We start from the raw sequence: 24,477 nt of genomic DNA on the forward strand, positions 1-24,477 counted from the left end.
TTTCTGGTATACTGTCATTATACAGACTTCCATTTCAAAAGCAATGTAAAAGCATCGTTTTTAGACACTATGTCTAATTTTGTACAATAAGGTGAAAAAAGAATGAAAGATAACAGAAAAGAAAGAACCCGACACGCCCTCCTTTTGGCCATGGTGGAATGCCTACAACACGACCAGTTTGATCAGATTACGGCGAGCAAAATTGCACAGACAGCTGGTATCAGTCGCGCAGGCTTTTACACCCACTACCGTGATAAGTATGAGTTGATTGAGTTTTACCAGCGCGACTTATTTTCTAGTCTGGAGCAAGTCTTTGATCGGAATCCACACAATATCCGTCAGGCCTTTTTTGATATCCTCTCGTTTTTACAGGAAGAGCAACTCCTCACCGCCCTTCTCGGTCCAAACGGAACTCGTGAAATCCAATCTTATTTCATCCATAAGATTCGCCTCTTTATCGATCAGGAGTGGTCTGACTATTTTGTCCGTCAAAATTCGAACCCTGTTGTCAAAGAGTATAGTTCCGTGTATTTCGCTTATGCCTTTTTTGGGATCCTCCGACATTGGCTCGAAAGAGGAAAGAGGGAAAGCCCCGATGAGTTGACAGATTTCATCCTCAAGCTTTTACCAGATGAAGTCCAAACAAAAAACTAGTCTTCCTATCTATCAGGAAAACTAGTTTTTTTCATTTATCAGTTGGACCAAGCGCTCTGTAAATTGAGCCGTCAAGCCCCAAATAGGCTCTGCCAAATCTTCGTAGAAAGGAATCTGGCGGGACTGCAATCGAAAAGGATACTTTTCTCCACCCCGGATGCGCTCAAAAGGAAAAGCCGACTGCTGGTCTACGAAAAATCGAAGCTCATAGTAAACCGGAGGATGCTGGATCAAATCAGAAAGCGAAACGCTAAAAATTCGCTTCACTTCTTGATTAGGATGAAGATCTTTCAACTGGTGGAGCTTCAGTTCCCCTACAAAAGCATGGATTTTTCGCCCTTCAAACTCCCAATAATCCAGCTCTCCCCAGAGCTCTAACACTTCCTCATTCAGGCGCAGTTCTTCTACCGTTTCCCGGAGAGCTGCCTGTGCTGGTGACTCCCCTGCTTCTATCTTTCCACCTGGAAAAGAAACTTCCCCTGGTTGTGAGATCCAATCGCTGCGTACTTCATATAAAAGATGCCATTTTTGATCGATCCAGAGCAAGGGAAGGAAGACAGCATACTCTGTCGTCGGATGTAGAGCTTGTGGTTGGTAGTCTTGAAAGATTTCTTTTAACGAGGTCATGATTAACTCTTTCTTTTTTCCTAGCAAATGAAGCAGATCCGTCTTTTCATGCTTTCTTCTGATGCAAGATTCGCTCCTCAATCACCGCCAGAACTCCGGAGTCCTGATTGGAAGGAGCTTCAAACTTAGCCGCTTCATACACATAGTCAGGCGAGCCCTTCATCGCATAGGAATACCCAACATAGCGCAACATCTCTAAATCATTGCCACTATCCCCAAAGGCCATCATCTCGTCTGGCTGGATTCTCCATCGCTCTCCTAGGTAGGCCATAGCGGTTCCTTTGTTGACATCTGGCAAAGTCAAGTCCATAAAGCCATTGCCGCTGGTTACTGCACGCACCCTCCCCTTCCCATGACGGTTAAACTCTTCTACGATGGGAAGAACATCCTGCTCCCCTAGATTCAGAGTAATCTGGCAAATCGGGTCTTGGGGTCGGTCTGTCCATTTGCCGACCTCTACCAAGGAGAAACTATATTTGGCAAACATTTCTTTAAACCATTGGTCTGCGGATGACAGGATATAGCGCGCCTCTAAGCCTGACAAAGACGTACAGTTAGACAAGCCTTTTTCTTCAATCATAGAGAGCAGCTCTTCAAGCAGTTCTGGTTCAAAATGCTCCTCCCGAAAGCAAAGACCCTGTTCATAAAACTGACCACCCCCTTCTGAAACAATGGTCATCTCATCCACATAATCCTTGAAAAAGGAGCGAATCTGAGCATGCTGGTTCCCCGAAATCGCTACCACCTTGATCCCACGCGCCATCAAGTCTTGAAACACCCGCTCAAATCGTTCACGATCATAGTCATTCTCGTCATTAAGGAAGGTTCCATCCATATCAAAAGCTACAAGTTTAATCATCGTCTTTCCTTTCACACATTGTCTTATCCATTATAACATACAGCCGCGACAAGGACAAAAGCCTATATGAAAAGGCTGGGCAATGGTGCCCAGCCTTTTCGAGTGCTTATGTAGGAGCTGTATGCCCCCATCTACGCTTGATCAGAGAGGTACTGCAATTTCCCACGGAAATCGTCCAGGCTTTCATAGCCCTTCTCTTTCATAATGGCTTTCAACTCAGTGGTAATCCGTTCAAAGGCTGCGACGCCTTCTTTCTGAAGGGTTGTCCCGAGCTGCACCATGCTAGCTCCGCAAAGGATATGTTCAAAAGCGTCTCTTCCAGTCAAGACCCCTCCTGTCCCTACGATTTGAATCTCTGGATTCAAGCGTTGGTAAAAGGCATGAACATTGGCCAAAGCAGTCGGTTTGATGTACTCACCGCCGATACCACCAAAGCCATTTTTAGGCTTAATGACGACCGACTCGTCTTCGATATAAAGGCCATTTCCAATCGAGTTGACACAGTTGACAAACTTCAATGGAAATTTATTAAAGACGGCCGCGGCCTGATCAAAGTGGACAATATCGAAGTAAGGCGGTAGCTTAATCCCCAGTGGTTTGGTAAAGATGGCAAAAGCCTTGGTCAAAATGTCCTCTGTCGTTTCAAAATCGTAGGCAATCTGAGGTTTTCCAGGGACATTGGGGCAGGAAAGATTGAGCTCGGTAATCCCACGGAAGTCACTCTTTTCGACGATTTCAAGAATGGTCAAGGTCTCTTCTGGTGACAAACCAACTAAGGACAGGACAAAGGTCCGTTCTGGTTCAGACGTCTGCAAGTCCAACAAATAATCTAAATAATACTGTAAACCTTGGTTGGGCAAGCCCATAGAGTTGATGGAGCCAAGGGGAACGTTCACATAGCGAGGCTCCGGATTGCCTGCTCGATAGTTCAGCGTCGCTGTTTTGGTGATAAAGGTCCCCGCTGCTGAGTTCTTAACCGCTTCGAGCTCCTCTTTGGTCATACAGTAAACACCTGCTGCATTCATCAGACAGTTGTCAAAGGTAAAGCCTGCTAAAGTTGTTTTCGTTGAAACCATCGTTTCCTCCTGCTATTTTCCATCTACCACGCCCGACTCCCAAAAGACAGGCTGAGGCGCTTTCCCCCAAGGGAACTTCACTTCTATAGTATACCATAAAATCAGTGGCGTTTCCTTTGATTCTAAACAGCGACCGTCATTGTCCCTCTTAAGTCGTCGGGAAAATCGGAGCTTCTGCCAAGTCCACCCCTGCTTGAACCAGTGCTTCTTGATAAAGGCCATAAAAAGTATGGTACAAAGCAGTTTGCTGGCCATTTTCAACAATCAAATCCACCCGATAGACAAAGCGTCCGCTTGCTAGCACTTGAGGGCCCTGGATGGTGACCCCTTTGATGGCTTGATACTGCATGGTATAGGCTTGGTTCACTCCTTCAATGACCTCTCTGACTTGATTCAGATCGGCATTAGCTCCAAGCGGAAGGTCAATCTGAGCCCGCATATCCCCTCGTGACTGATTGCTGACGACGAGGATATTGCGATTGGGGATGAAGTGGAGGGTGCCGTCTACATCGCGGATCTGCGTAGTCCGCAACCCAAAACTGACCACCGTCCCTGCCATCCGAATGGAACCGTTGGTCACTTTCACGCTATCGCCAACATCATATTGACGCTCTAGAAGGATAAAAAAGCCATTGACCAAGTCGGACAAAAAACCTTGCGCCCCCAATCCGATAGCCACCCCTGCAATTCCAGCACCTGCCAAGAGACTCGAAACGGGCAAGCCAAAGATGGTCAGCACCCAATAACAGAGGATAAAATACAGGGTATAGTGGATCACATTTTCTGCCAGGCGGATCAAGGTCTTCTGCCGTCCTACATTTTGAGAAGTAAAACGAAAAGCTGAACGCATCGTTTTCTGAGCAATTCGCGTCAGAAGCTGGTTCAAAATAAGAAAAACGATGTAGACTAGCACCAAGGACAAGGCCTTGTTGAGCAACTCGATCAGGAGACGTTCGAAATTGAACTGTCCCAAGTAATTTTTAAAAAATTGGTTCATAACCCTTATTATACCAAAAAGCCCGCTATCTTTCGATAGCAGACTGCTTGCCTCCCCTTGATCGTTTACTTCGAAAGGAGAGAAGGAAATGGATTTTAAGACCAATCGCTAAGACGTTTCACCTTTTCCTCTCGAGCAAAGCCAAGAAGGCTCCGTAACCTTGTGATTCCATTTGATCCCGAGGGACGAAACGCAAAGCCGCGGAATTGATACAGTAGCGAAGACCACCTGCCTCCTTAGGGCCATCATCAAAGACATGCCCCAAATGCGCCTGTCCAACCCGACTTCTGACCTCGATTCGCTCCCGTCCTAGCGAAGTATCACGGGCATATTGGGCTACTTCCTTTGAAATCGGCCGAGTAAAAGACGGCCAGCCACAGCCCGAATCAAACTTGTCTGTCGATAAAAAGAGCGGTTCTCCACTCGTGACATCGACATAAAGCCCAGCTTCATCGGAGTCCCAAAATTCATTAGCAAAAGGGCGCTCCGTTGCAGCCTCCTGTGTCACAGCATATTGGAGTTGGCTGAGTTCTTCTCTTAACTGCTCCTGAGAGGGCACCTGATATGCGTCGGCGTCGATAAGAGGGACATGAGCTAGTGATGGGTCAATATGACAATAGCCACCTGGATGCTTCTTCAGATAGTCCTGGTGACCTTCTTCCGCATCGATAAAATGACGGAGCGCTTCGACTTCTACGGCAAGTTTACGACCTCCGAACTGCTCTTCCTGTTCTTTCACTACCCGGTCAATGATTGCCTTGTCTGTATCAGACTGATAGTATATTCCTGTCCGATACTGCCGACCCTTGTCGGCCCCTTGCTGATTGACAGAAAATGGATCAATCACGCGGAAATAATAAAGGAGGATTGCCCGTAACCCCACTTGATTCGAGTCATATGTCACACGCACAGTCTCTGCATGATCGGTCTGTTTTAATAGTTCGTAATTGGTGGTTTCAACCTGACCATTGGCATATCCAACCCGCGTCGCAAGAACTCCCTCAATCTGAGAAAAATACTCTTCTAAACCCCAGAAACAACCACCAGCTAAATAAATCTCATTCATGAATCACTCCATTTTCTAAGCAAAAAGGTGTTGGAGATCCAACACCTTTTATTCTATGCGTTCAATTCTTTTACAATGTCTAGCAACTGTTGCTTGGTATGAACTCCTGCCACCTGCTTGACTACTTGACCATTTTTCTTGAACATCAGGGTTGGAATAGACATGATTCCAAATTCACGAGCTGTAGTTGGATTTTCATCTACATCCATTTTCAGAATTCGAAGCTCATCTTCGTCTACCTCTTCCGCCAGCTGCTCCAAGATAGGAGCTTGCATGCGACATGGACCACACCATGTTGCCCAAAAGTCAATCAGGACAAGACCGTCTTTGGTTTCTTCTACAAAATTTTGATCTGTAATAGCTTCCATTTCTACTACCTCCTCTAAACTCAGAGCTTCCTCTGATGGTTGATATGCCCTCATTCTACACTAAAAAAAGGGAGAAAGCCACTATTTGATACGGACGCTCTAAAAGGCTGGCAGGGAGCTCTATTCTACTCTTGAGTTGGAGCGTCTTTTATCGATGTATGAACCATCGGCTATTTAGCACTTTTATAAAAGAAGGCACAAGCTCTGCTTCAAGCAAGGGATGGTCCTGCAAGACGAGGGGAGGAATCCCCTGTTGGAACAGTCAGCACAAACAAAACGGCTCCTCCCCTGATAGGATCTACTGTGAAAACAGTGGACAAAAATCCGGTCTAGAAGGCTAAAGAAAACGAACTGCGCTCTGTCTGTACACGAAAGAAAGAGGCTGGGACAAAAGTCCTAGCCTCTCCATTATTTTTAGATTGTGCAGCAAGACGCAGTGATTGAGTGGGCTCTACTAGGCTGATTTCATCCGTTTTTACAGCTCGACTCAACTGTGCGGAGGTGGGACGACGAAATCGAATTCTAAGGAATGACCGATTGCTGTCCCACTCTCAGCCTCTGAATGTCACAATAGTGGCGCCACTACCCCCAGCATTTTGTGGGGCATAACCGAAATCTTTGACATGCTTATTGCGACGAAGGTACTTGGTCACCCCTTCACGGATGACACCGGTCCCAATCCCATGGATAATATCGACCTGGGCCAAGTTATGAAGGAGAGCTTGGTCGATAAAGGCATCAAGCTCTTGCATGGCTTCTTCGTAGCGTTTGCCACGGAGATCTAGTCGTGCCCGAGGTCCACCTTTTGCAGAATTGCGCTTTATGACCGTCCGTCTCTGTGTCGACGGTTCTTTTTCTGCCTTGACCAGCGTAAATTCATCCGCTTGTAAGCTCATCTTGATCAAGCCAACTTGGGCTTCCCAGCGTCCGTCTTTAAGTTGCTTGGTCAGCGTCCCGCGCTGGCCATAAGCGATCACTACAATATCATCTCCGACACGCGCTTGACGTTCTTTTTTAGCTTTTTTGAGGACTTTATTCTGGGTCAAATCCGGCTCTTCTGGAACCAGCTTTTTCAATTGACTCTTCGCATCAATGATCTGATGGGGTTTGAGGCTGGCTTCTGCATGAAGATTTTTCAGTATCCGATCACTCTCTTCGATAGCTAGGTCGATCAGATCCTTCGCTTCATTTCGCACTTTACGGAGCTCGTTTTCCTTCTCCCGGTTGAAATCATTGTAGAGCTTCCGAAGGGCCCGGTTCATCTTTTGGTTTTCTTGCTCGACTTCTTGGATATGATCCAGTCGACGGCGACTTTCAATAGTCTGGATTTCCAACTGCTCGATGATCCGATTGACATCACTATCTCCATCGGTCCAATTTTGAGCAGCGGCTATGATCCAGTCTGAAAGTCCTAAACGTCGGGCGATTTCAAAGGCATTGGACCGTCCAGGTACTCCTTGCAAAAAGCGATACGTCGGGCGTAAGGACTGGCTATCAAACTCCATACTTGCATTTTCAAGTCCTGGTGTCTCAATACCAAAAGCCTTCAGTTCTGGATAATGGGTCGTCGCCATGGTCTTGATCCCGCGAAGACGTAGGTCATCCAGTATGGCCATGGCTAGGGAAGCCCCCTCCTGAGGGTCCGTCCCAGCCCCTAACTCATCAAACAGGACCAGAGAATGGTCATTTGCCCGTTCCAAAATGGCTACGGTGTTGGTCATATGACTGGAGAAGGTAGAGAGGTTTTGCTCAATCGACTGCTCATCTCCGATATCTGCAAAGATTTCGTCAAAGACAGCCACACGGCTCCCCTTATCCGCAAAGATGGGTAAGCCTGACTGGGCCATGAGCTGTGTCAACCCAAGCGTCTTGAGCATTAAGGTTTTCCCCCCCGTATTAGGACCTGTGATGACGATGGCCGTCAAATCAGAACCAAACATCAGATCATTCGCCACAGGATGCGCTAAAAGGGGATGCCTCACATTGAGAAGAGCAATCTCATCTTGCTCACTCAAGACCGGGATGACAGCCTGATAGCGCCTTGCAAAGAGGTGCTTGGCGCGAACAAAATCAATATGACCGATAATCCATGCGTTATTCGCCATCTCTGTTGCAAAAGGTCGAAGGCTATCCGAGAGTTCCTGTAAAATCCGTGCTATTTCATAGCGTTCTTCTGCTCGTGCACTGGCAATGTCTTCATTGAGATTCACCACCGCACGGGGCTCGATATACACCGTCGATCCAGAGGAAGAAATGTCCTGCACCACGCCCGAAAAGCGATTTCGATAGGTATTTTTGACCGGAAGGACATTGCGACCATTACGGTTGGCAAAGACACTATCTGAGAGCATGTCTGCATTTTTCTTCAACAAATCTTGCATAATCTGTCGAACTTGCTGTTCCAACGCGACAATGCGTCTGCGGATTCGCAGCAGCTCCTCACTGGCAAAGTCTTCCAGGTAGCCTCCATCATTGACAGCCTGAAGCGCCCCTTGGAGCTGAGGAAAAAGGGCTAGCTTTTCAAATAACTGGTCCAACTGGGAAAGAGAGACATTTTCCAGTTGTTCATAGAAATCTTTCAAAGACTTGGAGACCTCCACCACGCGCTTGACTGCCAATAGTTCCGTCATATTGAGTGCCGCATCCAGTTCCAGTCGCTTCATGCTCCCTGCAATATCCTGGGTGGCTCCCACCTGAAATTGGGGATAGTAGGTATAGATTGCCTGCACATCCTGTAATTCTTCAAAATATTTGTTCAAGCGCTTGCGATCCGCCATCGGCTCTAACTGTTCTAGTTCCTTTGCTCCCTGCTCTGTCCCCAAAAATGGAGCAAGGAGGTCCTTGACCTTTTGAAACTCCAGACTATCGATAATTTTTTGATTCATAGCTTTCCTCATACATAATCTTATCACCTAGGAATAATGAAATAGAAAACAAGGCCAGGATTTCCCAAGCCTTCTTTTTCTATAATTGTTGAACTTCGGACGGACCGGAACAGTCCATCAACTGATCGTAGCAATCCATAGATTCTTCAAAAAACTGCCTGTAAACGGTGTGTACTCTACCATGGCATTTACCAACCAACTCTTACGGAAGGTTTCTTGGATCAGGTCCATCGGGATGGTGGCAAGGACTGTCAAAAAGACTTGCAGGGAGACCCACGTCACTAGGATCGACAAGACTCCTGCTCCGATCTGATACGAACGACCATTTGGCGCTAACCCATCCGTAAAGTGAACAAAAATCCCCACAATTCGCAGTACGAGATAGACCCCGAGGTAGATGGTTAGAAAGGCCAAACCTGCGTAAAAAATTTGGTCTAAATCATAGAGATAGCGACTCGCAAAGAAATAATTCTTGGCTCCTTCTGTTGCATTGGCAAAAGGAACCCACTGCGTATAGAGCTTGGCTAAACCACGAAACTGACTAGCCGCCACAAAAAGAGCAATCAATGAAGAGAGGGTATAGTAGGCCTGTAAGATAATCCCTCTCATGTAACCGATATAAAAAGCCCAAGCAAGTATTAGTAAAATTAGAAGTGAAATCATTCGTCATCCTCAAGGCTGTCTAAGTTATCTAAATCGACCAAGGTCACGTTTTTCTTTTTGACCATTCCTCTCATGACTTCCAAGTTCTTTTCCATCTTTTCGTAGGCCTCTTCTCGCTTGAGTTGAACTGACATAGAATTGATCGCAAGCAAAAGTGCCAAAGTCTCAGCGTCTGCATGGGGCAGTTTTTCTTTAATGGCTTGGTATTTTTCTTGGATCAAGCGTTCGATTTCTTCCATAAATAAGTTGTTATGTTCGGTCGTCAACGTCAGCTGCTTTTCTCCGAATGTAAACTTATAGCGATTCAAATTTGTCATAAAATTACCTCAAGGCATATTATAGCTTAATTTCCTAGAATTTGCCATTTAAAGCGTATCGAAGCGTTCGTTTCTCTCCTCCTAGCATTTTCCATGTCTCTCGCTCCACATAAAGCGAGACGGTCGATTGTAGAAAGCTGTCTACCAAGCCGACTCTTTCAATTCAGCCTTTTCCTTTCCTTTATGCTATAATATGGGAATGAGTACGGTAGTTATCAAAGCTTCAGCTAGCCAAGTGGAGCAAATCATCCGCTATTATCAAAAGGACCAGGTCCAGCATTCCCAGCCCTACATGTTAGGATTTTTCAAGAAGCCGGGTGCCAGCATCTCTGTCTATCAATCGGGTAAGGTGATGTTTCAGGGGGAGCGAGCTGAGGAAGAAGCAAGTAAATGGGGGCATCAAACGTCCAAACCCGAGCACACGGGACAAGACTTCCCTATGATTGGAACAGATGAGGTTGGAAACGGTTCTTACTTTGGAGGATTATATGTTGTCGCGAGCTATGTAGAGCCGAAGGATCATCCTTTCCTAAGCTCTCTAGGAGTGGATGATTCCAAAAAACTAACGGATCAAACCATCCGAACGATCGCTCCTCTTTTACGCGAGAGAATCCCCCATCAAGCCCTCCCTGTCTCTCCGAAAAAATATAACCAAGCTATTGCTCAAGGCTACAATGCGGTATCCATCAAGGTAGCCCTCCACAACCAGGCGATTCATCTCCTCCTACAACAAGGGGTTCATCCAGATAAAATTGTGATCGATGCCTTCACCAGTCCACGTAATTATCAAAAATACGTACAAAAAGAACGGCATCCCGTTTCCCAACCGATCAGCCTAGAAGAAAAGGCGGAAAGTAAGTATTTGGCTGTCGCCGTCTCTTCTATTATTGCTCGGGATTTATTTCTACAGTATCTGGAAGAGATCAGCCAGCAACTGGGGCAAAGAATCCCCTCCGGCGCTGGACACGCATCAGATCTGGTTGCCGCGGACTTGTTGAAACAGTACGGCATGGTCGCTCTAGAAGAAACGGCCAAATTACACTTTGCCAATACCGAAAAGGCAAAAAATATAGCGAATCGAGGAAGTTAAATGTCCACATCAACTGAAAACGAAAATCTTTTCCTCCGGCTCTTACGAGAGTGGGGAGTCTTTGCTCTTGTGATTCTTATTTTTTACCTCAGCCTCTGGCTCTTTTGGAGTCCTGTCACGGTTGACGGTCATTCTATGGATCCTACCTTAGCAGATGGAGACCGGCTAATCATGCTGAAAACAACCGGTATTCAGCGCTTCGACGTGGTGGTCGCTAAGGAAAAAGAAGCAGGTTCTTCCAAAGAAAAATTAATCGTCAAACGCGTGATCGGAATGCCCGGAGACACGATTGAGTACAAAGATGATGTGCTCTATGTCAATGGCCAACAAACCGATGAGCCCTATCTCAAAGAATACCTCGACGCCTTTCAAAACGACAAACTCCAGACCATTTACGGTCAGTCGGGGAGCCGGTCCAAACAATTCCAGACTATCGCTGCAGCTGCCAGTCATTTCACACTGAGCAGTGTCACCACCGACCAAGATGGTAAACCGACTGGTTCTTCTACTTTCAAAGTAGAGGTTCCAGAAGGCCAGTACTTCCTACTCGGGGATAATCGACTTGTCTCACTGGATAGTAGAAGCCAGTCGGTCGGTACCTTTAGCCGAGAGGAAATCCTAGGAGAGGTAAAATTCCGTTTCTGGCCCTTCAATCATGTCGGAAGCATTTCCTAGTCCTTTATGCTAAAAGGGAGTTTAAAGCTAGTAGGCTTTTAACTCCTCTTTTTTACAGCCCATGATCGAAAAGAAAGCAACCATTCATGAATGAAATCTACATCACCGGCAGTATTGACCGGATTATTTTTGAAAATCCCAGCAATTTCTTTAAAATCCTTCTCATTGACATCGATGAGAGCAATACGGAGATAGAAGACTACGAAATCATTGTCACAGGAACGCTCGCCGAAGTGTTTGAAGGAGAATCCTATACCTTCTATGGCCAACTCGTTACTCACCCCAAGTACGGCCTCCAGTTGCAACTCACGCGTTACGAGCGTCTCAAACCAAGCCAAGCTGGTTTGGTCACCTATTTCTCCAGCGATCATTTTAAGGGAATCGGTCGAAAGACGGCCGAAAAAATTATCGAGCTCTATGGAGACGATCCGATTGATAAAATCTTAGCCCAGCCTGATCAGCTCAAGAGTATCGCAGGACTTTCTGAAAAAACAAGACAAGCCTTTCTCCATACCTTAAGGTCCAACTACGGGACGGAGCAAATTATTGCCAAGCTAGCAGAATATGGCATTCCAAATAAATATGCCTTTAAGATCCAAGACCACTACAAAGAAGAGACCTTGTCTGTGATCAAGGAAAACCCCTATCAACTAGTAGAAGATATCGAAGGGATGGGCTTTACTATTGTGGACAAGATTGCAGAAGGTTTGGGCATTGAAAGCCAGTCTTCCGAGCGATTTCGAGCTGGACTGATCCATTGCCTACTACAGGCTTCTATTGATAGAGGCGACACCTATGTGGAAGCTAGAGACCTGCTTGAGTTGACTTTGACAACGCTCGAAGAGGCCCGCCCAGTAGAGCTCGATCCGGTGGCTCTGACCGATGAGCTGACCCAGCTCCTAGCCGAAGGAAAAATCCAACAAATCGGAAGTAAGCTCTTTTCCAACAGTCTTTACTACGCAGAAGAGGGAATTTACCGTCAACTCACGCGCCTTTTAGAAAAAGCTAGCCCCTCAGAGATTGATCGTGATTCGATCATCCAAGCCATCGAAACGATCGAACAAGCCTCTGGTATCACCTATGACGGGATTCAAAAAGAAGCGATGATTCAAGCCATCCAAGAACCCCTCTTTATCCTGACAGGGGGTCCCGGGACAGGAAAAACTACCGTTATTAACGGGATTATCGCGGTCTATGCCCTTTTGAACCGGATTGACCTCACCAACACCAAAGAAGAGTCCCCCTTTCTACTAGCTGCTCCGACTGGTCGCGCGGCCCGACGAATGAATGAATTGACGGGACTGCCAAGCGCCACCCTCCATCGTCATCTGGGGCTAACCGAAGGGCAGGAAGAAAGTTATCGAGAGGATTATCTTGATAGCGAATTTATCATAGTGGATGAGTTTTCTATGGTCGATACCTGGCTTGCTTACCAGCTTTTCAGTAATATTTCGACCAATACCAAATTGCTTATCGTCGGAGATGCCAATCAATTGCCGTCTGTCGGTCCCGGTCAGGTCCTAGCTGACTTGTTAAGGATTTCGAGGCTCCCCAGCTTAACCTTAGAAAAAATCTACCGTCAGTCAAATGAATCAACCATCGTAACTCTTGCAGATCAAATCCGCCAGGGCTATTTGCCGGATGACTTTTGTGATCGAAAGCCCGATCGTTCTTATTTTGAAGCACAAAGCGATCAAATCCCTGCCATGGTAGAGCGGATCGTCACTGTCGCTACAAATTCCGGTATTGCATCAGATGAAATCCAAATCCTAGCCCCTATGTACCGAGGGGCAGCGGGCATCAACACATTAAACCAAAGCACCCAAGCCCTCCTTAATCCGCCTCAAAACGGGCAAATCGAATTTGCCTACCAGGAGTTTCGCTTCCGAGAAAGAGATCGGGTCATCCATCTGGTCAATGACCCTGAGGCCAATGTTTTCAACGGAGACCTGGGCTATATCACAGATTTATTACCTGCTAAATACACGGATTCAAAGCAAGACGAAATCACCATCGTCTTTGACGGAGGAGAAGTTACCTATCCGCGCAATGAGTGGTATAAATTTACAATGGCCTATGCCATGTCCATCCATAAGTCGCAAGGAAGCGAGTTTCAGGTGGTTATCCTGCCGATTACCCGCTCTAGTCATCGGATGCTGCAACGCAATCTAATCTATACTGCTATCACACGGGCTAAGAGCAAACTCATTCTCTTAGGTGACTATCAAGCTTTTGACTATGCTGTCCACAATACAGGAACCAGCCGACAGACCTATCTCAAGGAACGCTTCCTTGCTTCCTCAGAAGAGGATAAACAAGACAAAAAGGCGACCGCACAATCTCCAACTAAAGAGCCTTCCCCCCCTGTAAAAAGAAAGGAAACCTCTTCAGATTCGCAGATTGCGCCATCCCTTGCGAAAGATCGACATGCGTTCTCACCTACACCAGATCCAGCAAAAACACCACAAAACCAAGCTGCCACTTCGCCTTCTCATCAAACACAGGACAAGACAAATTCATTTCTCTTGACCCCTCAAAACTTCCAAAGTATCGATCCCATGATTGGAATCACAGCTGACGATCTTGCTCAATTTTTCAAGTTCTAAAAAGACCACATCGTCCTCTCTCTGGACCTGACGTGGTCTTTTTTAATATCACTAGACCAGACCCAAATGATCCTAGAACTCCCCCAGTAGGGGCTGGATGAGATAGGGGGACTTGAGACTTGTCATCGTGACACCCAAAAGGCGAACTCCTGCCGGATTTTCAGCCAATTGATCATAAATCTCATGAGCAGCCCGTTCCATGATTTCTTCTTGATCCGTCCACTCCTCTAAGGTCATCCGCTTGGTCAAGGTTGTGAAATCGGAATACCGAATCTTGAGAACCACCGTTCGTCCGACTCTTTCTTGCCGTCTGAGGTGCTGGGCTACTTGCTTAGAAAGACCCGTCAATTCCTTTTTGATATCGGCTTCTTCATAGAGAAGTTTCGTATAGGTTCTCTCTTTTCCGATAGACTTTCGTTCCCGATCCGTCTGAACACGATTCGAAGAGATGCCGCGTACCTTGCGATACAAGTCAAAACCAAAGCGACCAAAATGATCAATCAACTCCATCTCCGGCACCTGAAGAAGATCCGCCCCTGTGTAAATCCCTCGCTCATGAAGACGTTGGACAGATTTCTTCCCTACTCCATGAAAATCTTCAATGGGAAGTCTCGCCAAAATTTCTTCTGCATCTTCAGGCCGGATGACGGTTAACCCACGAGGTTTCTCCATATCCGATGCTACTTTAGCCAAAAACTTATTATAGGAAACCCCCGCTGAAGCCGTTAGGTGCAGCTCCTGCCAGATAGCATATTGGATCAGTTTAGCCACCTTGATAGCAGAGGAGGTTCCAATTTTATTGACCGTCACATCCAGATAGGCTTCATCAATACTCATAGGCTCTACCAAATCTGTATAGCGATGAAAAATCTCCCGTACCTGTAGTCCTACTTGCTTGTATTTTTCATAATTTCCCGGGATAAAAACTGCTTGGGGACAGCGTTCATAAGCTTCTTTTGAGGACATCGCCGAGTGTACCCCAAAGGAACGAGCTTCGTAATTACAGGTAGAGACCACTCCACGGCCACCTGTCTCCCTAGGATCATGGCCGATGATAACAGGTTTTCCGGCCAACTCTGGGTTGTCCCTTACCTCAATGGCCGCAAAAAAGGCATCCATATCAATATGAATGATTTTCTTGGATGTATCCTTTAGTAGTGGAAAGACCAGCATAACCTCCTCCTTTCTTGCACACTCTTGTAGCTCTATTATAGTCCAATCTTTTGAAAAACAGGCCTCAAAACTCTTGCTTCGAAAGAAACTTGAAAATTTGTGAAAACTTTCATCCATTTTAAACTAGATTTTCATTAATTTTCAAGCATTTTCAGGTCTCCGGAACTTGTGAATACGCTTTACAAGTGCTATAATGAAAACATAAAGACATAGAAATTCTAGGTCTAACTATAATAAGGAGAACCCAAATGGTTACTAAAGTTAAAACACGTAACGTTACCGAAGATGTCTTCGCAAAAGCTTGGGAAGGCTTTAACGGTACAGACTGGCAAGAAAAAGTAAGTATCTCACGCTTTGTTCAAGCCAACTATACTCCATATGATGGAGATGAAAGCTTCTTGGCACCTGTCACTGAACGCTCTCTCAAGATCAAAAAGATCGTGGAAGAAACAAAAGCGAACTATGAAGCGACTCGTTTCCCATACGATAGCCGTCCAACTTCCATTGCAGATATTGATGCTGGATATATTTCAAAAGAAGACGAACTGATCTATGGTATTCAAAACGATGAACTCTTCAAGCTGAACTTTATGCCACGCGGGGGTATCCGGATGGCTGAAACAGCTATGAAAGAAAATGGTTGGGAACCAGACCCTGCCGTTCATGAAATCTTCACAAAATATGTGACAACTGTAAATGACGGTATCTTCCGTGCCTATACTTCAAACATCCGTCGTGCCCGCCACGCCCACACCGTAACTGGTCTTCCAGATGCCTACTCTCGTGGACGGATCATCGGGGTTTATGCCCGCTTGGCTCTTTACGGTGCGGACTACTTGATGGAAGAAAAAGTAAAAGACTGGAACTCTATCACTGAAATCGACGAAGAATCAATCCGCTTGCGGGAAGAAATCAACCTTCAATACCAAGCCTTGGGTGAAGTGGTTCGCCTAGGTGATTTGTATGGTGTAGATGTTCGTCGCCCAGCCTTCGATACAAAAGAAGCAATCCAATGGACCAACATCGCCTTCATGGCTGTCTGCCGTGTGATCAACGGTGCTGCTACTTCTCTTGGACGTGTGCCAATCGTGCTTGACGTTTACGCAGAACGTGACTTAGCTCGCGGTACCTTCACAGAGTCTGAGATTCAAGAATTCGTCGATGATTTCGTTATGAAACTTCGTACGGTTAAATTCGCACGTACCAAAGCTTACGACGAATTGTACTCAGGGGACCCAACCTTCATCACGACTTCTATGGCTGGTATGGGAGCTGACGGTCGCCACCGTGTTACCAAGATGGACTACCGTTTCTTAAACACCTTGGACAACATCGGTAACGCTCCAGAGCCAAACTTGACTGTCCTTTGGACTGACAAATTGCCATACTCCTTCCGTAAATATTGTATGAAGATGTCTCATAAACACTCTTCTATCCAATACGAAGGGGTAACAACCATGGCCAAAGATGGTTACGGTGAAATGAGCTGTATCTCTTGCTGTGTGTCTCCACTTGACCCAGAAAACGAAGAACAACGTCACAACATCCAGTACTTCGGTGCGCGTGTAAACGTCTTGAAAGCCCTTCTTACTGGTCTTAATGGTGGTTATGACGATGTTCATAAAGACTACAAGGTATTTGACATCGACCCTATCCGTGACGAAGTTCTTGAATTTGAATCTGTTAAAGCCAACTTCGAAAAATCTCTTGACTGGTTGACAGACACGTACGTAGATGCCCTTAACATCATCCACTACATGACAGACAAGTACAACTATGAAGCTGTCCAAATGGCCTTCTTGCCAAGCAAACAACGTGCCAACATGGGATTTGGTATCTGTGGTTTTGCCAACACAGTGGATACCTTGTCAGCGATCAAGTACGCTACAGTTAAACCTATCCGTGACGAAGATGGCTACATCTACGACTATGAAACCATCGGTGATTACCCACGTTGGGGTGAAGATGACCCTCGTTCTAACGAATTGGCTGAATGGTTGATCGAAGCTTATACAACTCGTCTACGTAGCCACAAGCTCTACAAAGACGCTGAAGCAACTGTATCCCTTCTCACCATCACTTCTAACGTAGCTTACTCTAAACAAACTGGTAACTCACCAGTTCATAAAGGAGTCTACCTCAACGAAGATGGTTCTGTGAACTTGTCTAAATTGGAATTCTTCTCACCAGGTGCGAACCCATCTAACAAGGCTAAAGGTGGCTGGTTGCAAAACTTGAACTCCCTTGCAAGTCTTGACTTCTCTTACGCTGCTGATGGAATTTCTCTTACAACCCAAGTATCTCCAAAAGCACTTGGTAAGACCTTTGATGAGCAAGTAACCAACCTAGTGACCATCTTAGATGGATACTTCGAAAACGGTGGCCAACACGTCAACTTGAACGTAATGGACCTTCAAGATGTTTACGAAAAGATCATGTCTGGTGAAGATGTTATTGTTCGTATCTCTGGATACTGTGTTAACACCAAATACCTCACTCCAGAACAAAAAACTGAATTGACTCAACGTGTCTTCCACGAAGTACTTTCAATGGATGATGCTGCAGAAGCTCTTTCAGGGAATTAATCTTTCCACATCTGTGGACAATAAAGCCTCCTATCCATTGTGATAGGAGGCTTTTCTGTCTTCTCACGTAGTTGCTCAAAAAAGAACCCAAAGAGGTTCTTTTAGCATCTTGGTCCACTTTCGTAGTTGGACCAGAATATGACTTTTATTTTGCTTAGCGTGGGTAAATGTAAACCGCCGCTCCTTCGGTTGTCTTTTGTGGATTAAACCAACCACGATGGTTTCCGATGGTCTGGTTTCCAGCATAATTAGCTTCCAATACTTGGATTCGTCCATCTGCAGCGACATCGGTTACATACGCTACGTGGCCGTAGCCACCCGCACCTTGGGTCCATACAGCGATACTTCCCACTGTTGGGACTTGACCTACGGTGTAGCCTTCCTTCACTGCGTTCGTTGCCCAATCCGCAGCATTTCCCCACCAGTCTCCAGCCCAACCAGAGACCTTCTGCACTCCCCAAGTACATTGTCCAACTGGGTAATTAATCCCTGGTTCGTAGGCCATTCCTGGAATCTTATACGAATCTTGAACAGGAGCTGGGCTTGCTTCAGAGACTTGGCTGTTCCCAGGAATCACCAGGCTTTGACCCTCGATGATCAGAGCATCAATCCCTAGATGGTTGGCACTTGCCAACTGGTACATATCCACGCCATACGCTGCAGCAATGCTAGAGAAGGAATCTCCTGCCTTTACCTGGTAACTAGCTTGACTAGTCGTAGCTACAGCCGCCGTAGGCTTAGGAGCTTCAGGAACTTGAGCTACGCCCGGAACCGACAATTGCTGCCCAGGAGTAATCACATCATAGATCGTCATTCCATTATCTGCTGCTAATTGAACCGGGTCCAATCCAAATGACTCTGCGATCGAATAAAAGGAATCCCCAGACTGAATGGTGTAGGTATCTGCATTCGCTTGAATGCCTGACAAAAGTCCAAAACCAGCAACCACTGCAGCAGCAGCTGTTTTTCCCAAATATTGTTTCATCATGCTCTCCTAAATTTTGTCTTAATTTCGATTTTTATTTTATCAAACGAATTTGTCACAAAAATTAGGATTAGATTACAATCTGATGTCAAGCGACCAAAAAACCTGCTAACAGAGAGCTTCCCGTGAGCAGGTTTTTCTAACGATTTTATTACAAGGATATCGTCGCAGCAAATTCCTGACGGACTTCCTGATATAGGCGACGTCGTTCCTGAATCCAGAGGGCACGATTGTCTTCAAAATACGTCCGATTAGTCAAAAAGATGACCGCCTGCTGGCACCTTCGATTAAAGGCGATGAAGGGACCGGTATAGCCGGTATGATCCAACCAATCCCCTTGAAGATCCCAGACGATAGAGCGTGCTTTCTGAGGATCCGGGCTGACATTTTGATACAGATTTGCCGCAAAATCATCCTGAAGGTAGTGTTCTAGAAACCGCTTCAAGTCCCGCAAGGTAGAAAACAAGCCCGCAGATCCCGTGTGAGCCCCTAAGACTTGTGCCTTGGGATCATGAACTTGTCCGTCCCTTTGCCCCTTTCGGGTAGGAACTGCACCAACAATAGGCCCGAAGCTCGTTTCTGTCATTCCCCATGGTTGGAAAATATACCTTTGAAAGAGGACTGCTAGATCCGCTCCCAACCTCTCCTCTAGCATAAAGCCTAAAAGAATAAGATTCAGATCGGTGTAATGAAAGTCCTTTTGATCCCCGACAGAAATGTTCAGGATAGCTTTTTTTAGAGCGGACTGATCCAATTCATCCCGATTCGGAATAAAGGGATCAATACCAGACGTATGGGTGACAAGCTGACGAAGGGTGATAGAGGGATTTTTAACCGCAGGATAGAGGGACTGCAAGGTCTGATCTAGCGACAGTTCTCCTGATAGCAATAACCGGATAAGAAGGGTCCCAACCCCCACCACCTTGGAGACAGAAGCCAGATCATAAATCAGACCTTCCCGGGTCTTTTGACCCGGCTCGAATTCTCCCAGATAACAATCCGTCCACTTCCCCTTATCATAGAAAGCTAGACTAGCTCCCTGATAAAGGCCTCGATCCATCTGATCCTCTAGCAAGGCCAAAATCCGTGGACTTATCGGCATACCCATAACTCCAGTTGGTTTGGATCAACCGTTTGTAAGAATTGCTCTTTTTTATCCATAAAATAAGGTCCCTGAACTCGATCGCGTAGCGACAGTAATTCCCCTTTTTCTACTTCAAAGGTGAGGCCAGATAAATCCCATACTTCTTCCGCCTTGGTCTGAAGGTCTTCTCCTTCTCCCTTTTGGAAAAACAGGAGGGGGAGATCCAAAAACAAGTCTCGATAAAAAGCTTGAGTAGCTTCTGGATCCGGAACACGCAACTCGATCCCTTCAAGAGAAACCTGGCTCAAACCCTTAAAGTCATGGGAAACTTGAAAAGCAGGCGCATGTTCCAATGGACTTAGGCAGTTCCTATCCTCCTCAGCATGGAGGAGGAATCGATCTCCCTCTGGAGAAAGGACTTCAAAAGCATAACCACTATCTCCCTGATACAGCTGCTCATAGGCCACTCCTGTCGCTAAGAGATTCTCTATTTCTCTGGCATCCCCTACTCGCAAGATGAGACGAGCCAACTTTTTAGGCCCTTTTACTGCCCGATTACGGTAACTGGGTGCCTCCTCTAGCTCCAGTACCTTTTGCGGATCCCGATGGCCACCAAGAAAAACAAAGGCATTTTCTTCACTTAGTACCTTCAATCCTAAATTATTTGTAGCAAATTCAATATTTCGTCGGCGGTTGTTGATTTTGATTGTTGGTACAATTTTTTTGATAATACTCATGTTTTTATCCTTTTCCCATTCTTTCCTCTAGACTCTATTTTAATGAAAAATGATGAATTTGACAAATGATTATCGGTTTCTTTCATGATTCCTTTCTAAACCATTTGCAGAGGTGATGATCCACATATAGTTCTTAGAAAACTCGTCTAGATTTTTCCTCACTTATGGATTCAAGATCCGTTCCATATTGATCAAAACTTGAAAAAACTGACCTTTCTGACTCCCTTATCCACAAAAAAGGAGCCCTTTTCGGCTCCTAGGCTTCCCTTTAGATGAAAGAGAAGATATGATTTGCTTAGAACATAAAGTTAAACAAGGCAACAGCTGCAATTCCCGCAAGGATTGGAGCAACTACCGGCACCCAAGAATACCACCACTTAGAATCCCCTTTATGCGCTCCTAAGACAGAAGTTGGAAGAAACTGATGAACCAAGCGTGGTCCTAAGTCTCGCGCTGGGTTCAAGGCAGGTCCCGTTGGCCCACCAAGAGAGATGACCAAAGCAGCTACTAAGAAGCCGATGGCTAAATGGGCGATTCCTTGTCCCGCAAAGAGAAATTGACCAATTTGTAGTTTGGCTTCCGTACTAGAAGGGTCAATGAAATTTCGAGTTGCTAAATTAGAAATTTCAGCCCCAAAGTAATTATGGGTCAAGGCTAAGGCTCCGAAAAAGAGAACGAAGGATCCCACAAACTCATTGGCAAACCCATTGATATACGATGGAATACGGCTTTCTTTGCTTCCATCATCAAGCGCTGAAATGGTTGAAAATGAACCCAAGATATGGTTTGGATTTTCTGTTTTTTGGAAGTAAGGCATATAAACCGCTACGACAATCAACTGACCAACGATAGCTCCAAGGACTTGCGCTAAGATATAGGCTGCAACGTGTTCCCAAGGGAAGAGGCCTCCAACTGCCAAGCCAAGTGTAAAGGCAGGGTTGATATGATTTCCTGATACATTCCCAAACATGAGAGCAGGCATCATTACCGCAAAACCATAGCCAAAGCCAATAACTAACCAGCCACTTTTAAAGCCCTTGGTTCCGTTTAAATCAACGTTTGCGACAGCACCATTTCCCAAGATAATGAGCAAAGCAGTTGCGATAAATTCTGTGAAATACTTCACAGTCCATGTGACATCCATTTGAATCTCCTTAAAAATTTTTAGACAATCTGTATTTTATCCTATATAATGAAGAATGTAAAGGTATTTTTCTAAAAATCTCAAAAAAGGAGTTCTTATGCGTTTCAACCAATATAGCTATCTCCCACAACCTCAAGATATCCAGCTGCAAGAACTACATGCGCTCGGTTTTCACTTGGATCCGAAAAACAATCCAAAAGTCAATTTCGAACGCTTCGTTCGACGGGTTTTTTTTACCTACCATGATACCGATTATCCCCTTTCCATGCTCGTAGCGGATGAGACGACCGACCTGCTCACTTATTTCCAATCCGACAAAGAATGGACAGATACGGTCTTCTACACGGTCGCCTTTCAGTTACTCGGCTTTAGCTACTTTGTCGACTTTGAGGATGCCCAAGCTTTTCGGAAGGAAACCCAGTTTCCCATCCAATTTGGCGAAATCATCGACAATCTCTACCAACTGCTCAATACCCGAACCAAAAAAGGAAACACTTTGATAGACCAGCTGGTCAGCGATGGATTGATTCCCGAAGATAATCGCTACCATTTCTTCAATGGAAAGAGCTTGGCAACTTTTTCAACTGCACATCTTATCCGTGAAGTTGTCTACGTGGAAAGCCGAGTGGATACAGACCAAGATGGTCTCCCCGACTTAGTCAAAGTCAGCATTATCCGTCCAAACGTGGAAGAGGCAGTCCCTGTCCTCATGACGGCTAGCCCCTACCATCAAGGAACCCTAGATAAGGCGAGTGATCAGGCTCTTTATGACATGAAGACGGACTTAGCTATAAAGCCTGCCCACCAGATCTCCCTGTCCGCACCTCATCTCACCCTGGTGGAACCTGTCGGAGAAGCCCAACTTGTTGAAAAAACGGAAGAGACCCTAACCCACATCAATGCTAGCTACACCCTAAATGATTATTTCCTTCCTCGTGGCTATGCCAATCTCTACGTTTCAGGGGTTGGGACCAAGGACTCTCAAGGACAGATGACCAATGGAGATTACCAGCAAGTAGAAGCCTTTAAAAACGTCATTGATTGGCTTAATGGTCGTTGCCGAGCCTTTACTGATCATTCACGAAAGCGGCAGATAAGAGCCAGCTGGGCCAATGGAAAAGTCGCGACAACAGGTCTCTCCTATCTAGGAACCCTCTCAAACGGACTAGCAACTACCGCTGTAGACGGCCTTGAGGTCGTGATTGCTGAGGCAGGTATTTCTTCTTGGTACAACTACTACCGAGAAAACGGCCTTGTGACAAGTCCGGGAGGCTATCCTGGAGAAGACTTTGACTCCTTGGATGAGCTTACCTATTCTCGTAATTTACTTGCTGGGGATTCCCTTCGCCACAACCAGGCCCGCCAAGACCATCTCCAAGAGCTAAAACGCCAATTGGACCGGGAGTCTGGGGATTACAATTCATTCTGGCATGAGCGAAATTACCTCTTACAAGCCGACAAGGTACGGGCAGAAGTTGTCTTTACGCACGGCTCCCAAGACTGGAATGTCAAGCCTTTACATGTGTACAATATGTATCATGCTCTTCCCACCACTGTCAAAAAACACCTCTTTTTCCACAATGGAGCTCATGTCTACATGAACAACTGGCAGTCCATCGACTTCCGAGAAAGCATGAATGCCCTTCTCAGCCAAAAACTCCTTGCCTACCCGTCTGACTACACCCTACCGAACGTCATCTGGCAAGACAACCAGTCTGAGCAAACCTGGAAGACGCTATCTGACTTTGGAAATGCAGACCAGTGGAAGCATTTTGACTTGGGGACGGATGAAAAAGTCATTCAAAACCGATACAATGATGCTGACTTTGAGCGCTATTCCAAGTCGTATCAAACCTTCCTTACCGATCTCTACCAAGACAAGGCCCAGCAACTATCGATCGACCTCCCGATAACCGAAGATCTTCATCTCAACGGCAAAGCCCGCATCCAACTGAGACTAAAATCTAGTCTGAATAAGGGATTATTGTCCGCTCAGCTACTCGATATGGGAGAAGAAAAACGACTACAAACCCACCCAACCGTACTATCTGCCCGAACGTTGGACAATGGCCGCTATCACATGCTGGATAACCTTGTTGAACTTCCTTACACCTCTTCCGCCCATCGCGTCATCAGTAAGGCTTATCTCAATTTACAAAACCGAAACGACCTTCTCAAAGTAGAAGACGTCCCTGCGGATGAGTGGCTGGAGATCACCCTCGACTTCCAACCAACCATCTACAAGATGAGAAAAGGAAGTCAATTACGACTCGTACTTTACACCACAGATTTTGAAATTACCGTACGGGATCAAACAGACTACCAATTGACTGTCGACTTGGCTCATTCTAGCCTGGCCATCCCAAATATGGTAGAATAAAACCAACCACCTTTCGCACTCCAGTAGGCTCACCCTTTTAACTGGAGAGGCGAGAAACAGGAGTCCCCTATAAAGCAAAGGAGTTTATACGACTATGATGAATATGCAAAATATGATGAAACAAGCCCAGAAACTACAAAAGCAAATGGAACAAAAGCAGGCTGAACTGGCTGCATCTACTTTTGTAGGTAAGTCCGCCCAAGATTTGGTTGTTGTGACCTTTACTGGCGATAAAAAGCTGATTCGTATCGATTATGCAGAAGCTATCGTCGATCCAGAGGATATCGAAACCTTACAAGATATGACCACACAGGCCATTAACGATGCGCTCAACCAAATTGACGAAGCGACCAAAAAAGTCATGGGTGCTTTCGCCGGAAAACTCCCTTTTTAGAAGCATTCCGTTAAGAGAGGAAACCTTTGAAGACGTTTCCTCTCTTTCTTTACTTGATTTTTTTCAAATTTATGTTACAATCAGAATTATCAGAAAATTTGTAAAATGAAAG

21 protein-coding genes are annotated in these 24,477 nt (G+C 45.8%); 7 read left to right on the forward strand and 14 right to left on the reverse strand.

The annotated features are described in order from the left end of the window. Positions 1-102: 102 nt before the first annotated feature. The gene (locus STRDD13_RS05350; RefSeq protein WP_067102788.1) at positions 103-654 is read left to right on the forward strand and encodes a TetR/AcrR family transcriptional regulator; all 552 of its coding nucleotides are present in this window, start codon (positions 103-105) and stop codon (positions 652-654) included. A 21-nt stretch (positions 655-675) separates the two neighbouring features. Here the strand turns inward: STRDD13_RS05350 and STRDD13_RS05355 are convergent, their stop codons facing one another. The 9 genes from STRDD13_RS05355 to zapA form a co-directional block, all read right to left on the reverse strand. Further along, the gene (locus STRDD13_RS05355) at positions 676-1,281 is read right to left on the reverse strand and encodes an NUDIX hydrolase (RefSeq protein ID WP_067102790.1); all 606 of its coding nucleotides are present in this window, start codon (positions 1,279-1,281) and stop codon (positions 676-678) included. 46 nt (positions 1,282-1,327) lie between these two features. Then, complete coding sequence (locus tag STRDD13_RS05360; protein ID WP_067102792.1) at positions 1,328-2,140, reverse strand: Cof-type HAD-IIB family hydrolase; 813 nt, start codon at positions 2,138-2,140, stop codon at positions 1,328-1,330. Between the two features lie 131 nt (positions 2,141-2,271). Beyond that, complete coding sequence (locus STRDD13_RS05365) at positions 2,272-3,216, reverse strand: dihydroorotate oxidase (RefSeq protein ID WP_067102794.1); 945 nt, start codon at positions 3,214-3,216, stop codon at positions 2,272-2,274. Between the two features lie 148 nt (positions 3,217-3,364). Next, on the reverse strand, positions 3,365-4,213 hold the full coding sequence (locus STRDD13_RS05370; RefSeq protein WP_067102796.1) for a mechanosensitive ion channel family protein: 849 nt from the start codon (positions 4,211-4,213) through the stop codon (positions 3,365-3,367). 118 nt (positions 4,214-4,331) lie between these two features. Further along, a complete protein-coding gene (msrB, locus tag STRDD13_RS05375) occupies positions 4,332-5,279 on the reverse strand; it encodes a peptide-methionine (R)-S-oxide reductase MsrB (protein ID WP_067102798.1) in 948 nt (315 codons plus the stop codon). 53 nt (positions 5,280-5,332) lie between these two features. Then, positions 5,333-5,701: a thioredoxin gene (gene trxA / locus STRDD13_RS05380; protein WP_082781184.1), complete on the reverse strand. Its 369-nt coding sequence runs from the start codon at positions 5,699-5,701 to the stop codon at positions 5,333-5,335. Positions 5,702-6,198: 497 nt separating this feature from the next. Beyond that, complete coding sequence (locus tag STRDD13_RS05385; protein ID WP_067102802.1) at positions 6,199-8,532, reverse strand: endonuclease MutS2; 2,334 nt, start codon at positions 8,530-8,532, stop codon at positions 6,199-6,201. A gap of 117 nt (positions 8,533-8,649) precedes the next feature. Then, positions 8,650-9,195, reverse strand: coding sequence for a CvpA family protein (locus STRDD13_RS05390; protein ID WP_067102804.1), 546 nt, complete (start codon positions 9,193-9,195; stop codon positions 8,650-8,652). Then, positions 9,192-9,512, reverse strand: a complete 321-nt coding sequence (gene zapA / locus STRDD13_RS05395) for a cell division protein ZapA (protein ID WP_067102806.1) — start codon at positions 9,510-9,512, stop codon at positions 9,192-9,194. The genes STRDD13_RS05390 and zapA overlap by 4 nt, the downstream gene beginning before the upstream one ends. A gap of 199 nt (positions 9,513-9,711) precedes the next feature. Between zapA and rnhC the strand changes: the two genes are divergently transcribed. The 3 genes from rnhC to recD2 all read left to right on the forward strand — a co-directional run bounded on the left by rnhC (position 9,712) and on the right by recD2 (position 13,883). After that, positions 9,712-10,602, forward strand: coding sequence for a ribonuclease HIII (gene rnhC / locus STRDD13_RS05400; protein WP_067102808.1), 891 nt, complete (start codon positions 9,712-9,714; stop codon positions 10,600-10,602). Then, on the forward strand, positions 10,603-11,277 hold the full coding sequence (gene lepB, locus STRDD13_RS05405; protein ID WP_067102810.1) for a signal peptidase I: 675 nt from the start codon (positions 10,603-10,605) through the stop codon (positions 11,275-11,277). It begins immediately after the preceding gene. 86 nt (positions 11,278-11,363) lie between these two features. After that, positions 11,364-13,883, forward strand: a complete 2,520-nt coding sequence (gene recD2 / locus STRDD13_RS05410) for an SF1B family DNA helicase RecD2 (protein WP_067102812.1) — start codon at positions 11,364-11,366, stop codon at positions 13,881-13,883. Between the two features lie 72 nt (positions 13,884-13,955). On the opposite strand, the gene dinB is transcribed toward recD2, so the two are convergent. After that, positions 13,956-15,056 carry a DNA polymerase IV gene (gene dinB, locus STRDD13_RS05415; RefSeq protein WP_067102814.1) on the reverse strand — a complete coding sequence of 367 codons (1,101 nt, stop codon included), beginning with the start codon at positions 15,054-15,056 and terminating at the stop codon, positions 13,956-13,958. Positions 15,057-15,304: 248 nt separating this feature from the next. Between dinB and pflB the strand changes: the two genes are divergently transcribed. Further along, positions 15,305-17,641 carry a formate C-acetyltransferase gene (gene pflB, locus STRDD13_RS05420; RefSeq protein ID WP_067102816.1) on the forward strand — a complete coding sequence of 779 codons (2,337 nt, stop codon included), beginning with the start codon at positions 15,305-15,307 and terminating at the stop codon, positions 17,639-17,641. 154 nt (positions 17,642-17,795) lie between these two features. On the opposite strand, the gene STRDD13_RS05425 is transcribed toward pflB, so the two are convergent. The 4 genes from STRDD13_RS05425 to gla all read right to left on the reverse strand — a co-directional run bounded on the left by STRDD13_RS05425 (position 17,796) and on the right by gla (position 21,591). Next, positions 17,796-18,626: a LysM peptidoglycan-binding domain-containing protein gene (locus STRDD13_RS05425; RefSeq protein WP_067102818.1), complete on the reverse strand. Its 831-nt coding sequence runs from the start codon at positions 18,624-18,626 to the stop codon at positions 17,796-17,798. Positions 18,627-18,777: 151 nt separating this feature from the next. Next, positions 18,778-19,728 carry a serine hydrolase domain-containing protein gene (locus STRDD13_RS05430; protein ID WP_067102820.1) on the reverse strand — a complete coding sequence of 317 codons (951 nt, stop codon included), beginning with the start codon at positions 19,726-19,728 and terminating at the stop codon, positions 18,778-18,780. Beyond that, entirely contained in the window at positions 19,719-20,447 is a 729-nt protein-coding gene (locus tag STRDD13_RS05435) for a CppA N-terminal domain-containing protein (RefSeq protein ID WP_067102822.1), read from the reverse strand. Before STRDD13_RS05435 ends, STRDD13_RS05430 begins: the two co-directional genes overlap by 10 nt. A gap of 295 nt (positions 20,448-20,742) precedes the next feature. Continuing rightward, positions 20,743-21,591 (reverse strand): aquaglyceroporin Gla, encoded by an 849-nt coding sequence (gene gla / locus STRDD13_RS05440; RefSeq protein WP_067102824.1) that lies wholly within the window; start codon positions 21,589-21,591, stop codon positions 20,743-20,745. 97 nt (positions 21,592-21,688) lie between these two features. Between gla and STRDD13_RS05445 the strand changes: the two genes are divergently transcribed. Both STRDD13_RS05445 and STRDD13_RS05450 read left to right on the forward strand, forming a co-directional pair. Continuing rightward, positions 21,689-23,971, forward strand: coding sequence for a Xaa-Pro dipeptidyl-peptidase (locus tag STRDD13_RS05445; protein ID WP_067102825.1), 2,283 nt, complete (start codon positions 21,689-21,691; stop codon positions 23,969-23,971). Between the two features lie 94 nt (positions 23,972-24,065). Continuing rightward, positions 24,066-24,365, forward strand: coding sequence for a YbaB/EbfC family nucleoid-associated protein (locus STRDD13_RS05450; RefSeq protein ID WP_067102827.1), 300 nt, complete (start codon positions 24,066-24,068; stop codon positions 24,363-24,365). Positions 24,366-24,477 lie beyond the last annotated feature (112 nt).

The sequence above is a fragment of the Streptococcus sp. DD13 genome, from assembly GCF_001578875.1.
In the GTDB taxonomy this organism is placed as follows: domain Bacteria; phylum Bacillota; class Bacilli; order Lactobacillales; family Streptococcaceae; genus Streptococcus.

Excerpts from the sequence above, each read along its gene's own strand:
- STRDD13_RS05430 (WP_067102820.1), bottom strand. The coding sequence starts at position 19,728 with ATGCCGATAAGTCCACGGATTTTGGCCTTGCTAGAGGATCAGATGGAT.
- gla (WP_067102824.1), bottom strand. The coding sequence starts at position 21,591 with ATGGATGTCACATGGACTGTGAAGTATTTCACAGAATTTATCGCAACT.
- lepB (WP_067102810.1), top strand. The coding sequence starts at position 10,603 with ATGTCCACATCAACTGAAAACGAAAATCTTTTCCTCCGGCTCTTACGA.
- dinB (WP_067102814.1), bottom strand. The coding sequence starts at position 15,056 with ATGCTGGTCTTTCCACTACTAAAGGATACATCCAAGAAAATCATTCAT.
- STRDD13_RS05390 (WP_067102804.1), bottom strand. The coding sequence starts at position 9,195 with ATGATTTCACTTCTAATTTTACTAATACTTGCTTGGGCTTTTTATATC.
- STRDD13_RS05365 (WP_067102794.1), bottom strand. The coding sequence starts at position 3,216 with ATGGTTTCAACGAAAACAACTTTAGCAGGCTTTACCTTTGACAACTGT.
- trxA (WP_082781184.1), bottom strand. The coding sequence starts at position 5,701 with ATGAGGGCATATCAACCATCAGAGGAAGCTCTGAGTTTAGAGGAGGTA.
- STRDD13_RS05360 (WP_067102792.1), bottom strand. The coding sequence starts at position 2,140 with ATGATTAAACTTGTAGCTTTTGATATGGATGGAACCTTCCTTAATGAC.
- pflB (WP_067102816.1), top strand. The coding sequence starts at position 15,305 with ATGGTTACTAAAGTTAAAACACGTAACGTTACCGAAGATGTCTTCGCA.
- STRDD13_RS05450 (WP_067102827.1), top strand. The coding sequence starts at position 24,066 with ATGATGAATATGCAAAATATGATGAAACAAGCCCAGAAACTACAAAAG.
- STRDD13_RS05350 (WP_067102788.1), top strand. The coding sequence starts at position 103 with ATGAAAGATAACAGAAAAGAAAGAACCCGACACGCCCTCCTTTTGGCC.
- msrB (WP_067102798.1), bottom strand. The coding sequence starts at position 5,279 with ATGAATGAGATTTATTTAGCTGGTGGTTGTTTCTGGGGTTTAGAAGAG.
- STRDD13_RS05385 (WP_067102802.1), bottom strand. The coding sequence starts at position 8,532 with ATGAATCAAAAAATTATCGATAGTCTGGAGTTTCAAAAGGTCAAGGAC.
- STRDD13_RS05425 (WP_067102818.1), bottom strand. The coding sequence starts at position 18,626 with ATGAAACAATATTTGGGAAAAACAGCTGCTGCTGCAGTGGTTGCTGGT.
- STRDD13_RS05355 (WP_067102790.1), bottom strand. The coding sequence starts at position 1,281 with ATGACCTCGTTAAAAGAAATCTTTCAAGACTACCAACCACAAGCTCTA.
- zapA (WP_067102806.1), bottom strand. The coding sequence starts at position 9,512 with ATGACAAATTTGAATCGCTATAAGTTTACATTCGGAGAAAAGCAGCTG.
- rnhC (WP_067102808.1), top strand. The coding sequence starts at position 9,712 with ATGAGTACGGTAGTTATCAAAGCTTCAGCTAGCCAAGTGGAGCAAATC.
- STRDD13_RS05370 (WP_067102796.1), bottom strand. The coding sequence starts at position 4,213 with ATGAACCAATTTTTTAAAAATTACTTGGGACAGTTCAATTTCGAACGT.
- recD2 (WP_067102812.1), top strand. The coding sequence starts at position 11,364 with ATGAATGAAATCTACATCACCGGCAGTATTGACCGGATTATTTTTGAA.
- STRDD13_RS05435 (WP_067102822.1), bottom strand. The coding sequence starts at position 20,447 with ATGAGTATTATCAAAAAAATTGTACCAACAATCAAAATCAACAACCGC.
- STRDD13_RS05445 (WP_067102825.1), top strand. The coding sequence starts at position 21,689 with ATGCGTTTCAACCAATATAGCTATCTCCCACAACCTCAAGATATCCAG.